14 protein-coding genes are annotated in these 16,321 nt (G+C 66.0%); 1 reads left to right on the top strand and 13 read right to left on the bottom strand.

What is annotated here, in order from left to right:
- Positions 1-116: 116 nt before the first annotated feature.
- Complete coding sequence (locus AC3WL8_RS05325) at positions 117-467, bottom strand: DUF2958 domain-containing protein (protein WP_035816801.1); 351 nt, start codon at positions 465-467, stop codon at positions 117-119.
- 194 nt (positions 468-661) lie between these two features.
- Here AC3WL8_RS05325 and AC3WL8_RS05320 point away from each other — a divergent pair, with 194 nt between their 5' ends.
- Positions 662-964: a helix-turn-helix domain-containing protein gene (locus AC3WL8_RS05320; RefSeq protein ID WP_492377985.1), complete on the top strand. Its 303-nt coding sequence runs from the start codon at positions 662-664 to the stop codon at positions 962-964.
- A 247-nt stretch (positions 965-1,211) separates the two neighbouring features.
- Here the strand turns inward: AC3WL8_RS05320 and AC3WL8_RS05315 are convergent, their stop codons facing one another.
- The 12 genes from AC3WL8_RS05315 to AC3WL8_RS05260 form a co-directional block, all read right to left on the bottom strand.
- Positions 1,212-2,423, bottom strand: a complete 1,212-nt coding sequence (locus AC3WL8_RS05315) for a GGDEF domain-containing protein (RefSeq protein WP_492377984.1) — start codon at positions 2,421-2,423, stop codon at positions 1,212-1,214.
- Between the two features lie 427 nt (positions 2,424-2,850).
- Entirely contained in the window at positions 2,851-3,693 is an 843-nt protein-coding gene (fghA, locus tag AC3WL8_RS05310) for an S-formylglutathione hydrolase (RefSeq protein ID WP_013952835.1), read from the bottom strand.
- A gap of 13 nt (positions 3,694-3,706) precedes the next feature.
- Positions 3,707-4,813, bottom strand: a complete 1,107-nt coding sequence (locus AC3WL8_RS05305; RefSeq protein WP_013952836.1) for an S-(hydroxymethyl)glutathione dehydrogenase/class III alcohol dehydrogenase — start codon at positions 4,811-4,813, stop codon at positions 3,707-3,709.
- A gap of 180 nt (positions 4,814-4,993) precedes the next feature.
- On the bottom strand, positions 4,994-5,578 hold the full coding sequence (locus AC3WL8_RS05300) for a glycerol-3-phosphate responsive antiterminator (RefSeq protein ID WP_013952837.1): 585 nt from the start codon (positions 5,576-5,578) through the stop codon (positions 4,994-4,996).
- Between the two features lie 5 nt (positions 5,579-5,583).
- Positions 5,584-7,134, bottom strand: coding sequence for an FAD-binding oxidoreductase (locus tag AC3WL8_RS05295; RefSeq protein ID WP_153955711.1), 1,551 nt, complete (start codon positions 7,132-7,134; stop codon positions 5,584-5,586).
- The gene (locus AC3WL8_RS05290) at positions 7,131-8,810 is read right to left on the bottom strand and encodes a glycerol-3-phosphate dehydrogenase/oxidase (RefSeq protein WP_035816804.1); all 1,680 of its coding nucleotides are present in this window, start codon (positions 8,808-8,810) and stop codon (positions 7,131-7,133) included. Before AC3WL8_RS05290 ends, AC3WL8_RS05295 begins: the two co-directional genes overlap by 4 nt.
- An 18-nt stretch (positions 8,811-8,828) precedes the next feature.
- On the bottom strand, positions 8,829-10,352 hold the full coding sequence (locus AC3WL8_RS05285) for an FGGY family carbohydrate kinase (RefSeq protein ID WP_492377983.1): 1,524 nt from the start codon (positions 10,350-10,352) through the stop codon (positions 8,829-8,831).
- Positions 10,349-11,812 carry an MFS transporter gene (locus AC3WL8_RS05280; protein ID WP_013952841.1) on the bottom strand — a complete coding sequence of 488 codons (1,464 nt, stop codon included), beginning with the start codon at positions 11,810-11,812 and terminating at the stop codon, positions 10,349-10,351. Before AC3WL8_RS05280 ends, AC3WL8_RS05285 begins: the two co-directional genes overlap by 4 nt.
- 150 nt (positions 11,813-11,962) lie before the next feature.
- Positions 11,963-13,330 carry an NTP/NDP exchange transporter gene (locus tag AC3WL8_RS05275; RefSeq protein ID WP_492377982.1) on the bottom strand — a complete coding sequence of 456 codons (1,368 nt, stop codon included), beginning with the start codon at positions 13,328-13,330 and terminating at the stop codon, positions 11,963-11,965.
- Between the two features lie 12 nt (positions 13,331-13,342).
- Positions 13,343-14,251 carry an aldo/keto reductase gene (locus AC3WL8_RS05270; RefSeq protein WP_153955713.1) on the bottom strand — a complete coding sequence of 303 codons (909 nt, stop codon included), beginning with the start codon at positions 14,249-14,251 and terminating at the stop codon, positions 13,343-13,345.
- Positions 14,252-14,407: 156 nt separating this feature from the next.
- Entirely contained in the window at positions 14,408-15,769 is a 1,362-nt protein-coding gene (locus AC3WL8_RS05265; RefSeq protein ID WP_013952844.1) for a GntP family permease, read from the bottom strand.
- A gap of 111 nt (positions 15,770-15,880) precedes the next feature.
- The gene (locus AC3WL8_RS05260; RefSeq protein WP_012355941.1) at positions 15,881-16,273 is read right to left on the bottom strand and encodes a RidA family protein; all 393 of its coding nucleotides are present in this window, start codon (positions 16,271-16,273) and stop codon (positions 15,881-15,883) included.
- Positions 16,274-16,321 lie beyond the last annotated feature (48 nt).

Genomic DNA, 16,321 nt, shown 5'->3' with positions numbered 1-16,321 from the left:
ATCGGTCTTTCCATGTTGTTTGCGCTGAGCGAACAGCGGCAGCCCCCGCTGCAACTACTAATGGGGCGCCGTAGGGGCTGCCTGGGCAGCCATCAGGAGTGGACCAACCGGATCGGTCAGTCGGGAATCGAGCCGTCGAGCTGCGCCAGCTGCGCATACGCCGATAGCGGTCGCGTTGGCCTAAAGTACAGGTCCCGGAGAATCGGCCTCTTGAGCGGCCCGACGATGGATGCAAGGTCGGACAGCCTTACATGGCCTAGTTCGGGCATGCCGATACCCACGTCGCACAGACCATAGGCGGTGTCACCATCGGCCGGGTCGAGCGCGGCCAAGACCCATGTCGCATGCGCGTCAGGGGTAAACAGCCGCACCACGGGCCGCGGGTCGCCAGCGTGGCCGGCTGCGTATGCTTGGCCGTTTGCGAGCAGCTGTGCGCGTTGTTCGACGGTGATCAGGGATTTGATCATTTCGTTGCCTCCTGGAAGGTTCACTTCACAGAGGAGCGAGGCGATACTGGGCTCGGCAATTGCCGCCTTGCCGTAATCAGATGAAGCCCCGCACCCTCTTGGTCATCCCAAAGAATTTGAATACTACCAAATCGGTAGTATTTGCACCAGCACAACGCCGGACGATTCCTGTCTTCACCAACTAGAAGGCAGAAATGTCAGTACTCGCGAAACGACTTAAGGAGGCGCGGCATCGTGCCGGGTTATCGCAAGAAAAGCTGGGGATTGAATCCGGGCTGGACCCTATGTCTGCCAGCACGCGAATGAATCGGTACGAGCTCGGGAAAAGAACGCCCGATTGGCTGCTTGTAGAAAGGTTAGCAGCCGTGCTGAAGGTGCCCACGTCCTATTTCTATGCGTCAGCAGACGACGAAGCCGAGTTGCTGCTTGTATTTCATAGGCTTCCAAAGAAGCATCGAGCCGCTGTGATTGCGTTTGCAATCGAGAATGCGCCTTAATTATCATATTTCGTGCTGCGCCGCGATGCCGAGCCTGCTGTTCCAGCATGGCATGCGGGTGCTGGTCGCGGGCAAACACGGTGCAGCGACGAAGGGCGTGTGCCACCGAGGGCGAGCGCGCCTTGTTTAGCCTTGAGGCCCGGAGCATCGGCATCCGGAGGTACCGCCGACGCTGAGCGTCACGCATGACAGCGGAAGGTAGTTGTCGTTCTCAATCACCGCCGCGGGCGACTGTAGCAATTAGCAGTCAGAGCGTGTGCGCGCCTTCTGGTGCGGTCTGCGTGGCCAAGTCTGGTACGCTATGCGCTGCGATACGATTGCGCCCGCCCACCTTGGCGCGATACAGCGCCGCATCGGCACGCGCGCTCAGCTGCGCCAGCGTCAGGCCCGGATGCCAGCCGGCGGTACCGCCGCTGACGGTATAGCGCACGGTGTGGCTGTTGCCGTCCGACGCGACCGTCGTGACAGCTTGGCGCTGCACGCTGGCGCGGATGCGCTCCGCCACCGCGCTGGCACCCGCCTCGCCGGTCGCGGGCAGCAGCACCATGAACTCTTCGCCGCCGAGGCGGCCCAGCAGGTCGCCGGGCCGCAGTTGCGCCGCCGCCAGTCTTGCGAACGCCTGCAGCACGACATCGCCGGCCGCGTGGCCGTAGGTGTCGTTGACCGACTTGAAATGGTCGATGTCGACGATCAGCATCGCGGGGGCCGGATTGCCGCCGGCGGCGCGCGCCAGCTCGCGCTGGGCGCCTTCCTCGAACGCCTTGCGCGACAGCACGCCCGTCAGCGTATCGGTATTGGCGACCGCTTCAAGCCGGCGCACGATGGCGTCATGGATCATCAGCACCGCGCCCATGGTCATCGCCGGCATCACCAGTGCGCCCAGGGTCAGAAAAACTGTGTTGACCAGCATCGATTCCTGCAGGTAGGGATTGCCCAGCCACTGCAGCGCGGACAGTGTGCCGCGCACTGCATGGCCGGTGGCGAAGAACAGCGCGAAGCAGGCGGTCGTGATAAAGAACCGTGCCGATTGTCCGCGCGGGCGGCGGCGCAGCAAGGTCAGCCCGACCAGCGCGCACAGCACCGCATGGAAGACCGAGACAATGACGACGCGCGTGGTGAAGACGTCGACGGCATAGCGCCAGACAATCACGCCCGCAGTTGTCACCGCCGTTGCCGCCAGCAGCCGCCGCCACGGCGGCACGCCGCCACAGAAGCGAACGCTGCCGGCGTAGAACAGCGCCAGCGACCACGCCAGCGCGGCGTTGGCAACGCCGACCGACAACAAATCCGGAATCATGCTGCGCAGCGAGAACAGCACCAACGCTCCGGTTGCGGTCAGGTTGGCATTGCACCATTCGCCCACGCCGGGCAGCTCGCAGCGGCGCAGCGACCACACGATGGCCAGCATCATGGCGCTGAGCGCAGTCGTGATGGTGAGCAGGGCGATCGGCACGGACATCGGACAGGGGCTGGCGGCGGCGTGGCTGGAATGCGCCGGACCGGCGCGACCCGTAATGATAAGGGGCGAGCGGGCCCTGCGGGCGCCGCCGGGGGGCGCCGTCGCGCTGTCCGTGGCATTTGAGGCGGCCGCCTCCTGTGCCGGGGCTGCCGCGGCGCCTGGGCTAGTCGCTTCGTCGTGGCGCTTCGCGCGGCTAGTCGGCGCACAGCGCCGGGTCATTGCGCAACAACCACCGCGCGGCGATCAGCAGCGCTGCCAGGCAGCCGAGGATATAGCCGCCGAGGGAGACGACGTGGTTCATGATGTGACCCCATCTTGTTCCGGCTCTGGGGCCGGTCGAGCAGCAATTATGGGGTCGGGCCCGGCACCGGGCATCCCCTGATTGGGGGGCGGTGCGGGGCAGTGGGTGCGTTTGAGCGCTCAGGCGCTAGAGCTGTCCGGCGTGATGCCGGATGTGGTCGGCGATAAAGGTCGTAATGAAGTAGTAGCCGTGGTCGTAGCCGCTATGCCGGCGCAGCGTCAGCGGCTGGCCGACGGCCTGGCAGGCCGCCGCGAATGCTTCCGGATGCAGCTGGCTTTGCAGGAACTGGTCGTCCAGTCCCTGGTCGACCAGGATGCCGGCCGGGAAGGGCGCGCCCTGCTGGCGTGCCATCAGCTCGCTGGCGTCATATTCGGCCCACGCGGCGCGGTCGCTGCCCAGGTAGCCAGTAAAAGCCTTCTCCCCCCACGGGCAGCGTGACGGCGCGGCGATCGGCGCAAACGCCGACACCGAGCGGAAGCGCTGCGGATGGCGCTGTGCCAGCACCAGCGCGCCGTGCCCGCCCATGGAATGCCCGAAGATGCCGACACGGCCGGCATCGCCCGGCAACGCGGTGGTGACCAGCCCGAACAGCTCGTCGGCCACGTAGCTTTCCATGCGCCAGTACTCCTGCCACGGCGCCTCGGTGGCATCGACATAGAACCCGGCACCCACGCCGAAGTCCCAGGCATCGGCCTCGCCCGGCAGGCCCGCGCCGCGCGGGCTGGTATCGGGCGCCACCAGCATCAGGCCGTGCTCGGCGGCAAAGCGCTGCGCACCGGCCTTGATCATGAAGGTTTCTTCGGTGCAGGTCAGGCCGGCCAGGTAGAACAGCACCGGCACCTTGCCGCCTCCCTGCGCCTGCGGTGGCAGGTAGACCGAGAAACGCATCGGCAGCCCGATGGCCGCCGAGTCATGCCGATAGAAGCGCTGCACGCCGCCGTAGCAGCCGTGTTGCGAGATCAGTTCCATGTCGGCGCCGTCCTCAGTACAGCACCACCGAGCGGATCGACTCGCCGCGCTTCATCAGGTCGAAGCCCTCATTGATGCGCTCCAGCGGCAGCGTGTGCGTAATCAGGTCGTCGATATTGAGCTTGCCTTCCATGTACCAGTCGACAATCTTGGGCACATCGGTGCGCCCGCGCGCGCCGCCAAAGGCCGAGCCCTTCCATTCACGCCCCGTCACCAGCTGGAACGGACGCGTCGAGATCTCCGCGCCGGCCTCGGCCACGCCGATGATGATCGACTTGCCCCAGCCCTTGTGGCAGCACTCCAGCGCCTGGCGCATGACCTGCGTGTTGCCGATGCATTCGAACGAATAGTCAGCACCGCCGTCGGTCAACTGGATGATGTGGTCGACCACGTTCTCCACGTCCTTCGGGTTGATGAAATGCGTCATGCCGAACTTGCGCGCCATGGCTTCGCGGCCAGGGTTCAGGTCCACGCCGATGATCTTGTCGGCGCCCACCATCTTGGCCGCCTGGATCACGTTCAGGCCGATGCCGCCGAGGCCGAACACCACCACGTTGGCGCCGGCTTCCACCTTGGCGGTGAACAGCACCGCGCCCACGCCGGTGGTGACGCCGCAGCCGATATAGCAGACCTTGTCGAACGGCGCATCCGGGCGGATCTTGGCCAGCGCGATCTCCGGCACCACGATGTGGTTGGCGAAGGTCGAGGTGCCCATGTAGTGGAAGATCGGCTTGCCGTCGATCGAGAAGCGCGAGGTGCCGTCCGGCATCAGGCCCTTGCCCTGGGTGGCGCGGATTGCCTGGCACAGGTTGGTCTTGCGCGACAGGCAGAACTTGCACTGGCGGCATTCCGGCGTGTACAGCGGGATCACGTGGTCGCCCGGCTTGAGCGAGGTGACGCCAGGGCCGACGTCGGTGACGATGCCTGCGCCCTCGTGGCCCAGGATCGCCGGGAAGATGCCTTCCGGGTCGGCTCCAGACAGTGTGTAGTAGTCGGTATGGCAGATACCGGTGGCCTTGACTTCCACCAGCACTTCCCCGGCGCGCGGGCCGTCCAGGTCCACGTCTTCAATGGTCAGCGGGGCACCGGCTTTCCAGGCGATGGCGGCTTTGGTTTTCATGGGGGAGTCCTCCGGGATCAGGAATGTGGGGGGGGGCTTGCAGGCTGCGCGGCGACGGCCGGCGCGGCGCGGGGGCAAGCCAGGTCCGAGGACATGACTATACGATCTTCCTGCCGCAGCAGGCCAGTTTTGGCCGATCATCGGTCAGCGAAACTGCCCAGGCTGCGCCAGGCGGGACTCTTACGCCTTGAGCGCTCTCGCTTCCAGATTCCAGAGCTTGCGGTCGCTGGTGGAGACGGCCACAGCGCCATGTGCGAGCGCGCTGCGGATATCATCCCGATTGCAGACAAAGCCTGATGTCACGATCGGCGGCAGCGCCTTGCGGTCCGCTTCGGGCAGGTGCGACAGCATCGGCGCCGGCATCAGCTGCACCAGGTTCGGGTCGCTCTGTTCGAGCGCCTTGACGCTGCGCGGCCAGGTGGAACGGTCGGTCACAAAGACCTTCTGCATCGTCACCATGCCCGCGCGGTTGGCCCGCTGGATCGTTGCCACGCGCGTGGAAACCAGACTGGTCACCCCGATGTCGGCCAGATAATCCACCCCGCCCTTGTCCTGCGACAAGCCTTCGCAGCTGTCGATATTGACGATGACGTACTTGCCAGCGCTGGCCAGCGTGGCGATGACGGGCTGCAGCTTGCGCAACTCCACGTTGGCGACGATGCAGACTTCGGCCACGCTTTCAAAGATGGCGTCGATCTGGTCAACACCGTAGAGTGTGCCGATGACGGGGTGTCGCGTCAGGCGCGCACCGAGGGACCTGTCCATGCTGGTTACTTCGGTTCGTTGGTGAGCACGTCACTGAGACCCAGCTTGCCTGGGTTCAGGATATTCTGCGGGTCAAGTGCCTGCTTGACTGCCGCCAGCAGCGGGAATGCCGTGTCCAGCGACGAGGCCATGTATGGCGCGCGCAGCAGTCCGATTCCGTGGTGGTGGCTCAGTGCCGCATTGTATTGGATCAGCACCGCATTGGCAGCATCCCATGCCTGGTGATACCACTTCTGGCGGTCCTCCACCGCGACCTCGCCGCGCAGCGAGAAGTACAGGCAGGCGCCGTCCACATAGGCGTGCGACTGATGCGCGGAGCCGGCGAGGGTGCCCGGCACGGCATTGATGGCCTTGACAACGTCCGTGTAGATGGCAGCCAGGTCGCGCCACGGTCCCGACATTTCGAGCGTGTCGGCGACAAAGCCGGGGCTGCGCTTGAAGCCCTCGGCGCTCTTGCCCGTCAGGTAGCGCGTATCGAGCCAGCGTTCGAAAATCGCCGCGCTGTCCAGCTTGTCACCACGTTCCTGGCACACGCGCTCGCTGATCGTCATCACCGCATCGACCATCTCGCGCGAGCCCTCGTCGGCAACCAGCAGGACGTTGGTGTCGGGCAGCCCGAACTGCACTCCGCTCTCCAGTTTGTCATAGAGCCGCAGCGCGGCGGGGTTGGCCCCGCGTTGCATGATCTCGCGGCAGGCGTCCAGGCCAATGGCAAAGGTCTTGAAGCCATAGGCGATGGCACGCCCGTAGTCGGGCAGGCGGTGCAGCTTGAGGCGCACGCGCACGATCACGCCCAGCATGCCTTCGGACCCGATGAACAGTTGCTGCAGATCCGGGCCCAATGCCGCGCGCGAGTAGCCGCCTACGGTGACCAGGCTGCCGTCGGCCAGCACCACGTCCATGCCAAACACCATGTCCTCGATCTTGCCGTAGCGCGTGGACAACTGACCGGCGCCGCGGCAGGCTACCCATCCGCCGACCGTGCTGATCGCGTACGATGATGGCCAGTGGCCCATCGTCATGCCGAATTCCTTCTGCATGGTCTCCTCGAAGATGTCGCCGAACATGCCGGCTTCCACGTCGACGATCTGGCTGTCCTTGTCGAATCCGACCAGCTTGTTAAGGCCGCACACGTCCAGCACGATTCCGCCGCGTACGGGCAGGGCGGCGCCCGTCACGTTGCTGCGGCCGGCCGATACGGTGACCGGAATGGCACTGGCGCTGGCAATGCGCATGACTGCCTGCACCTGTTCCACGGTGGAAGCGCGTACGATGACCCCGCGCGGCGTGGCGGGCTTGCCTGCGGTCTCTGTGATCATCGATCCGGCCCACCAGTCGCGGGTCCACGCCACGACATCGGCGGTATCGGTCAAGACCTCGTCGGCCACTTTGCGCAGGGCCGCGAGATCGGCCGCGCAGACGGAAATGGTGTCACGTTGCAGGCCCGGCGCATCCGGGGTGTCCTGGATGTTTGCCGCATAGCCCGGCGGCGTGTGGGCGCCGACGACGTAGTTGCCGCGGTTGTAGCCGCGCTTGATGGCTTCCTTGCTGATCATGCTGAGTCTCCCATGAGGACGGATTTTTCGAGGGCGACGGCGGCCAGGTATTCGCTGACCTGCCGCGCCACGGCCGCCTCGGACAATCCGAGTTCGGCCTGGAGGATCTGGCCCACCCGCGCTGCGGCCCGGGCGGAGGCATCGCGCGCCATCAGGCGGGCGCGGATGCGTCGTGACAAGACGTCGTCAACCGTGCCGGCCAGTTCATGGCGCACGGCGTAGACGATTTCGGCCTCGGTATAGGGCAGGCCTTCGACGATCGGCCTAGCCAGGGTGGCGTCCGCCTGCAGGATGTCGCTGACAAAGCGCGCCTCTGTGCCGTAGCGCTCGCCCAGGTGCGCGGACATGCCGCCGGATGCGACGATGGCCTGCGCGTCATAGCCAGCCGCCCCGAGCAGATAGGCCGCTTTGGTCAGGCACTTGCTGCGCTTGCCGATGACCTTCTGCGCTGCATCGATGGTTTGCTCGGCCATGTGCCGCGAGGTCGTGAGCTTGCCGCCGACGATGGTCACCAGGCCGTCGTCCGCGGTATGAATCTCGTGATTGCGCTTGATTTCCAGGGTCTTGCCGCCGGGCGGCGCCACCAGCGGGCGACACCCCGCGATGCTGCCCACCACGTCTTCCGGCGTCAGGTCGGTCTTTAGTGCCGAGCGCGCGCCCTCCAGCAGGAAGTCGAGTTCCTGCCGGGTGCACATGACATTGTCGAGGTCGCCCACATAGTCTTCGTCGGTGGTGCCAAGGTAGGACACATTGCCCCACCGCGTGATGGTTGCCCGGCGGCTGCGCCCGGGCACCGGGATCGTCACCGTGCAGTCATTGCGGATCTTCAGCCATGGGATGGCAACGTGGACGCCCTTGGCGGGGCGAATGTGCAGGGTCCTGGCCTCGCCCTTCCTGCGTCCGGTCCAGTCGCGCAGCCAGACGCCGGTTGCCATGATGACCACGCCTGCGCGCACGCGGATCTCGCGCTCGCCGGCGTGGACAATGGCGCCATCCACCTTGCCGTGGCCGTCGCGGGTGATCTCGGCGACGGTCGCGTGATTGACCACGGCCGCGCCATGGAACGCTGCCGTGCGCGCGATGTTCAGTGTCAGGCGGGCATCGTCGACGCGCGCATCGAAGTACAGGTAGCCGCCGGTCAGATGTTCCTCATTGAAGGTCGGGCAGTGGGACAGCACCTCGGCCTTGGTCAGCTTCTGGTGCAGGATTCCCTCGCGCCAGCCACCGGCGAGGTCGTAGGTCCAGAGCAGGCTCTCGAAGGCCTTGGCCAGGCGCTTGTCGAACACGCCGTTGCGCTCCATCACCGGGAACAGGAACGGCAGCCGTTGCACCAGGTGGCGCGCGTTGCGGCGCAGGCGCTGGCGCTCCAGCAGTGAATGGCGCACCAGGCCGAGATTGCCCTGCTCGATATAGCGCAGGCCGCCGTGCACCATCTTGGATGACTTGGACGAAGTCCCCGCGGCGAAGTCGCACTTTTCAACCAGCGCCACGCGATAGCCGCGCAAGCTGGCATCCAGCGCGGCGTAGGTGCCCGTCACACCACCACCGACCACCAGGATGTCGAATGCATCTGTCTCCAGGCGGTCAAGCAGGTCCCGGCGCACCAGCCGCAACGGCTCGGTGCTGGTCATGGCGGCGCGCTCGCGGTTAGCGCTGCGGGATGGAAAAATCACCATGTCTGTTGTTGCTCCTGATTAATGGACCGCAAGCGCGTCCGCATGGTTGAGCTCGGATGCCACCCGCGCATTCCAGCGCGCGCGCCGCTGGGCACGTTCATCGGCGCTGATCGCCGGTTCGAATACCGCGTCCGGGGTGGTGGTGGCACGGGCCTGCTGCATGGAATCCCAAAGCAGGCCGGATGAGCCGGCAAGGTAAGCGATGCCGCGCAGGCTGGCGCGGTCGGTCTCCTTCATGCGGTGGATGGGAATTCCGCTGAGATCCGCCTGCATTTGCAGCAGCGCATCGCTGCCGGACAAGCCGCCGCCAACCACGAGCTCCGACACCGGCACGCCCGCGATCTCCCGGTTTGCCTCGATGCATGAAGTTACCGAATGCGCAATGCCTTCGAGGATGGCAAAGGCCATCTCGGCCTGCGTCGTTGCCATCGAGATACCGGTCAATGCTGCGCGCGCTTCAGGCTGCATGCGTGGGACCCGCAGCCCTGTCAGCGCGGGAATAAAGGTCACGCCCCGTGACGACGCAACAGTGCTGGCCAGCGCACTGATTTGCCTGGCGTTCTGAAACCAGCCGAGCTTGTCGCAGACCCAGTTGAGCGCGGAGCCGGTGGTGGCGACAAAGGTTTCGACGGAGAAGTGCGACACGCCCAGCTGCCGGCGCGCGGTCATGGTCAGGGTGCTGTCCGACTTGCCACTGCGTGCGGGAAGGTTCGGGCCGACTACCAGATCGACGAAGCTGCCGGTGCCATGCAGGCACATCGCCTGGCCGGCATCGAGACATCCCAGGCCGATTGCGCCGGCGAGCTGGTCCCCGGCACAAGCCAGGATCGGTACGTCGATACCCAGCACGTCCGGCCGCGTGCGGCCGAAGTCGTCCGCATCCTGGCGCAGCTCAGGCAGCAGTTCACGCGGAAAGCCAAGCGCGTCGATCCAGTCGAGCTGGTAGCGATGCCCGGTCAGCACGTAGGCGTTGCATGAGGTGGCGTTGGTCGGCGTGGTGATGCATGCGCGTGCCGTCGACAGGTGCCAGAGCAGCCAGCTGTCGATGGTGCCGAAGGCGAGCTGGCGCGCACTGAAGGCGTCAGCCACAGCCGGCGTGTCGCGCAGGTGCCGCGCTGCCCACAGGTATGGCGAGCGTACACCGGTGGGGCGGCCGACCGTTTTGCGCAGATTTGCGTCCCATGCCGGCGCGAGCTGGTCAAGATCGGCCGCGTACCGCGTGTCCTGCCACACCATGGCGGGTACCAGCGCACGTCCGGTCTGCGTGTCCCACAGTACCGCGGTGGCGCGCTGGGTGGCGATGGCGAGGGCGGTGACATTCAGGTTTTCGCGAGCAGCCTGCGCCAGGGTGGCGCGGCAAACCGCCAGGGTTTTGTCGAGCAAGACGTTGGCGTCCTGTTCGACCACGCCAGGGCAGGGGGATCGGACCTCAAGCGTGGTGTACTCGAGGCACATGACATGACCGTCGGCGGCCACCACCGCTGCCCGCGTGCCTGAGGTGCCCTCATCGATCGCAAGGATGACATTTCTGCGCTGGGTCATGGGCGGGCCTTTTCAATCGCGGGATTCATGAAGCCCGGAGCGTCCGGCACATCGCCCTTGAACTGCGGGGCGTCGGCTTCATTGTCGGGGTTGATGGTGGTGCGGGTCGGGTCCCAGCGGATCGCAAAGCAGATGATGCTTGCCAGCAGCGGGACCACGGAGAGAATCAGGAAGGTGGTCTCCAGCCCATACTGTGCGCGGAACAGCGGGAAGACCAGCAGGCCCAGTGCAGCGCCGATGGCACCGAGCGCGCCGATGATGCCGTTGGCGCCCGCGCGCAGTTCGCTGCGGAAAGACAGTGACGACAGGCTCTTGCCGTTTGCGCCGGGCCCGCCCGAGTGGAACAGGATGAACAGCGACGGAACGACCACTGCCATCCACATCGGCATCTTGCCGTTAAACAGGCCCAGGATCAGCAGCATGGCGAATACCGCCGCAAAGCCGAATGCCGAGGCGCGGCGCAGGCCCAGCTTCCGGCCTATAAAGGGCGAGAGGAAGCCGCCAAAGATGCCGCAGACGTTGAAGACCAGCGCGCCGATCGTCGCGTAGACAAAGTCCTTGCCGAACAGGGCCGCACTGATCAGCGGCAGGTACCAGCCGATCGCGAAGTACTGGATCGACTGCCCGATCTGCACGGTGGCCGCCAGGATGGTGCGCGGCAGGTAGACGCCGCGGAAGATCAACAGCACATTGGCCAGGCCGCGGCGCGCCTGGTTGAGGACGGGGATGCGTTCCGCGGGCGGGGCGGCAACGAACTCACGTCCGTAGATGCGCGTCATGGCATGCGCGGCGGCATCGAGCCATTCCTTGCGTGCCAGCCAGATCGGGCTTTCCACCAGGAACAAGCCTTGCAGCAGCAGGATGATCACGCCAAAGACCGCGGTGGCTGCCACTGAGTAGCGCCAGATCGTATCGCCAACGTCCCAGGAGTAGAACAGCAGTGCCAGCAGCAAGTTGGAGCAGACGGCCGTGTACCACATGCCTTGCCACGTGTTCAGCCGACTCTTGAGCTTCACCGGCGTGAACTCCGCCAGCACCGCCATGGCGATGGCAAAGTCGATGCCGTAGGCCGCACCGACAAAGAAGCGCCCGGCCAGGATCACCTCGAAGCCGGGGGCAAACACCACCAGCAATGCGCCGACCACAGCCAGGACCTTGGCGAGAATCAGCGGGCGGACGCGGCCCCAGCGGTCGGCCATCCAGCCGCCGATAGGGTTGAAGGCAATGGCCACCCAGGAGGCAAACGAGGTCAACAGGGCGACTTTTGCGGGCGCGAGTTGAAGGTTGCGCGTCATCGGCCCGAGGCCGGCGCTCAGCGCAGAATTGGAAAACGCATCAAGGAATAGCCCGCCGAGTGCGAGCCACCAGATGACACCGGCCCTGCCGCGAATGCCTGGGCAGGAATCTATGTAGGCAATGACATCATCGATGCCACGAATTTTGATGGCAGAGCGTTGCACGGCGGTCTCCTCTTATTTGTTCTGTAAGAGGCCGCAGCGACTGCAAGGCGCGAAGAGACCATCCTACAGATGGTCTCTTATCTAGATCTGCGTGGCCAATGTATGGCTTCGCAGACACAGCGTCAACCGGGAAAACCCTTGTCCTGAGCACTAGCGTGCAGCGGTATTCCCCACGGCACGGCGCAGACTGGCATCCGGCGGGCCCAGCTGCCCCTCATGCCGCCGCCCCAGCCACCACCCCAGTCCCGCCCACGCCAGCGCCAGCACCGCGCCAGCCAGCGCCACCGTGGCGGGATGGCCCGACAGCGCATCGATCCCCGTCTTGACCCACGCACTGACTGCATCGCCCGCACGGTAGACGGCGGTGTCGATCACGTTCTTGGCCTTGTACTTGGTCTCGGGATTGACCACGGTGAACAGCATCTCGCGCCCGGGGCGCAGCAGCGCGTATTCGCCGACACGGCGCAGGATCATCACGCCGGCCAGCACGCCGAAGGTCGGCAACAGCGCCAGTACGAGAAAGCCGCAGGCCACCGCCAGCGGCACCGCGGTCAGCAGTACCGAGACGCCATAGCGGCGCGCCATGCGGCCGGTGAAGAAGAGCTGGACCAGGATGGTCAGCGCCTGCACGGCAGCATCCAGCGCGCTGAAGACCTGGGTCTGGCGGGTGCGTTCCGGGAAGGCCTCGGCCACCAGCCGCGCCTGCTCGAAATACAGGAAGGTACTGGCCGTGGCCAGCAGGATCACGAACAGGCCGATGCCGAGCAGGTAGTGCGAGCGCAGCAGCAGCGACAGCCCGGCCAGCAGCCCGCCGCCGATCGGGTTGGCCGGATCCTGCGCCGCGCCGGCCGGGGCTTCGCCCGGCTGCACCACGCCCGCGCCGGCGCGGCGGCGCCAGCCGAACAGCCAGCCCACGCCGGGCAGCGTGGCGGCCAGCAGCGCGGCCGACAGCAGCATCAGTCCGGTCAGGCCGATCCGCGGCACCAACCAGCCGCCCAGCACGGGCCCGACCAGCCCGCCCGCGCTGGCGCCGGCGGCCAGCAGTGCGAACAGACGGCGCGCCTGCTCGGGGCGGAACACATCGGCCATCAGGCTCCATGCCACCGACACCACGAACAGGTTGAACACCGACAGCCAGACGTAGAACACGCGCGCCAGCCAGACGTTGTCAGGCAGGGCGCGAGTGGCCAGGGCAAAGCCCAGGAGGTTGGCGATAAAGAAGGCGTACACCCAGGGCACGAAGCGGCGCCGCGGCAGCCAGGCGCAGATCGCGCCGTACAGCGGAATCGCGGCCAGCATCACGACAAAGGTGGCGGTGAACAGCCACTGCAGGTTCTTCACGCCGCCGGCAATGCCCATGGTCTCGCGCACTGGCCGCAGCATGAAATAGCTGGCGAACAGGCAGAAGAAAAACAGGAAGCCGGCCACCACGGCGCCGGTCTCGCCGGGGTGGATGCCGAAACCGCGCCGCAGCCGGGCCAGGCCACCGGCAGGCGGGTCGCGCGCGGGATCGTCCACGATCGATACGGCTCAGCGCAGCAGCGCGGCGATGCGCTCGCGCTGGCCGGGATCGGGCATGCGGCCCAGTCCGGCCCCAAGGTTGTCGGCCATGTTGCGCGGCTTGGAGGTGGCCGGGATCGCCGCGGTCACGGCGGGATGGCTGACGATGAACTTCAGGAACAACTGGCCCCACGAGCCGCAGTCGATATCGCCGGCCCACGGCGGCAGCGGGCGATCCTTGACGACGCGAAAGAGGCGCCCGTCCTGGAATGGCCGGTTGACCAGCACCGCCACCCCACGCGCTTCGCACAGCGGCAGCAGCGTACGCTCGGCATTGCGCTCGGCCACCGAGTAGTTGATCTGGACAAAGTCCACGCGCTCGCTGCGCACGATCTTCTCCAGCGCCTCGTGCGCGTCCTCGCGGTAATGGGTGATGCCCAGGTAGCGAATGCGGCCCTGTTCCTTCAGCTCGCGCAGCCAGCGCAGGTTGGCCTGCCAGTCGATCAGGTTGTGTATCTGCAGCAGGTCGATCTTGTCCACGTGCAGGTCGGCCAGCGAGTGCGCCCATTGCGCCTGCGCGGGCGCGCCGGACTTGGCCGAGATCTTGGTGGCCAGGAACACCCGGCTGCGGGCATTGGCCGCGCGCAGCAGGTCGCCGGTCACGGCTTCGGCGCTGCCGTAGCTGGGCGCGGTATCGACGACCGAGCCTTCGCTCTGCAGAAGCAGGCCCATTACCTCCGCCAGCGGCTTGCGTTCATCGGCGCCGGTGCCGACGTTGAAGGTGTCGGCGGTGCCCAAGCCGATCACGGGCAGGGCTTCGGTGGTGCCCGGGATGTTGCGGCGCATTGGCACGGCTACGGTGGCAGCGCCGGCGGGCAGGGCGGCGCAGGCGGCGAGGCCGGCGGCCAGGGCCAGGAAGGAGCGGCGATCTAGTGGCATTGGGACGGTTCGCGGCAGGTCACACACTGGTTGACCTTAGTAGCTGTCCGGGGGCTTGTAAACCGTTGCTTCAATGCACATTTTCGCCATGTCACCCGTTCTGATCCCGCCAAAGCCTGGCCTGGAGTGCGGTCTTGCCGCCACCGGCAAGGGGCGTCAGATCACCGTGGCCAGGCCCAGCGTCAGCAGCAGCGCCACCACCGAGATGATGGTCTCGCACACCGACCAGGTCTGGAAGGTCTGGGTCACGGTCATGTTGAAGTACTCCTTGACCAGCCAGAAGCCGCCGTCGTTCACGTGCGACAGGATCAGCGAACCGGCGCCGGTGGTCAGCACCAGCAGCTCCGGGCGGGTGCCCGGCACGCTGGCGGCGATCGGCGCGACGATGCCCGCGGCGGTGGTCATGGCCACCGTGGCCGAGCCTGTGGCGATGCGGATCATCACCGCCACCAGCCAGCCCAGCACCAGCACCGACACGTTGGCGCCGGTGGCGACGTCGACGATGGCGTTGGAGATGCCCGAGTCACGCAGGATGCGGCCAAAGCCGCCGCCGGCGCCGACCACCAGCGTGATGATAGCGGTGGGCGCCACGCACTCGTTGGTGAACTTGAGGATGGTCTCGCGGTTGAAGCCGCGCGCCTTGCCGAAGGTGTAGAAGCTCACCAGCGCGGCAATCAGCAGCGCCATCACCGAGTTGCCAATCAGCTTCAGGAAGTCGTTGGCAAAGGTCTTGGGCGTGGCGATGAGGTCTGCCCAGCTGCCGATCAGCATCAGGATCACGGGCAGCAGGATGGTGAACACGGTGATGCCGAAGCCCGGCAACTCATGCGATGCCTTGACGCGCTCATCCTCTTCGGTGAACTGCTCCGCCAGCGGGTTGATCTCGGGTAGCTTGACGTAGCGGTCCATCAGCTTGGCGAACAGCGGGCCAGCGAGGGCTGCCGTGGGAATGCCCACGATCAGCGCGTACATGATGGTCTTGCCGATGTCGGCGCCATAGGCGGTCACCGCCAGCAGCGCGGCCGGGTGCGGCGGGATCAGGCCGTGCACCACGGACAGGCCGGCCACCATCGGGATGCCGACCAGCACCATCGACGTGCCGGTGCGCTTGGCCACGTTGAAGGCGATCGGCACCAGCAGCACGAAGCCCACTTCAAAGAACACCGGCAGGCCGACGATAAAGGCGATGGTGGCCATCGCCCAATGCACGTTCTTTGCGCCGAAGAAATCGATCAGTGTGTTGGCGATGCGCTCGGCGCCGCCGGATTCGGCCATCATCTTGCCGAGCATGGTGCCCAGGCCGACCACCAGCGCGATATGGCCCAGCGTGCCGCCGACACCGGCTTCAAAGGACTTGACGATGTCGCCCATCGGCATGCCCACGGCAAAGCCGAGCAGCACTGAAACGACCACCAGGGTAATGAAGGGGTTGAGCTTGAAGCGCGCGATCAGCACCACCAGTGCGATCACTGCGATCAGCGCATACACCAAGAGCGTGGTTCCGGTGACGGCACCCATATTGTCTCCTTGTGTGGAAAAAAGGCCGCTTGTGGCGGCAGGGGTTAGTTTTTAGTTTTTCCCCTCTCCCGCGGTAGCGGGAGGGGGGCACGCAATCCGCAGGCAGCAGGCTCAGGCCGCCGGCTTCTTGTAGGCGATGCAGTCCACTTCGACCTTGCAGTCCACCACCATGCTCGACTGCACGCAGGCGCGCGCGGGCGGGTTGGCGCCGAAGTATTCCTTGAAGATCTTGTTGAACGAGGCGAAGTCGCGCGTGTCATCCAGCCAGACGCCGCAGCGCACGACGTGCTCGGGGCCGTAGCCGGCTTCGGCCAGGATGGCCAGCACGTTCTTGATGGCCTGGTGGGTCTGGGGCACGATGCCGCCGTCGATGACCTCGCCGTTGACCATCGGCACCTGGCCGGAGACGTAGAGCCAGCCGTCGGCCGCGACCGCGCGGGCAAAGGGCATGTGCTGGCCGCCGGTGCCGGTGCCGCCTTCGACGCCGAATCGTTTGATGTCCATGGGTACTCCTGGGATGGGTTGGATATGGGAAGGAAGAGGGCAGCGCGC

It is taken from the genome of Cupriavidus sp. FW305-F7, from assembly GCF_058782875.1.
This window is presented reverse-complemented; position numbering and strand designations above follow the sequence as displayed.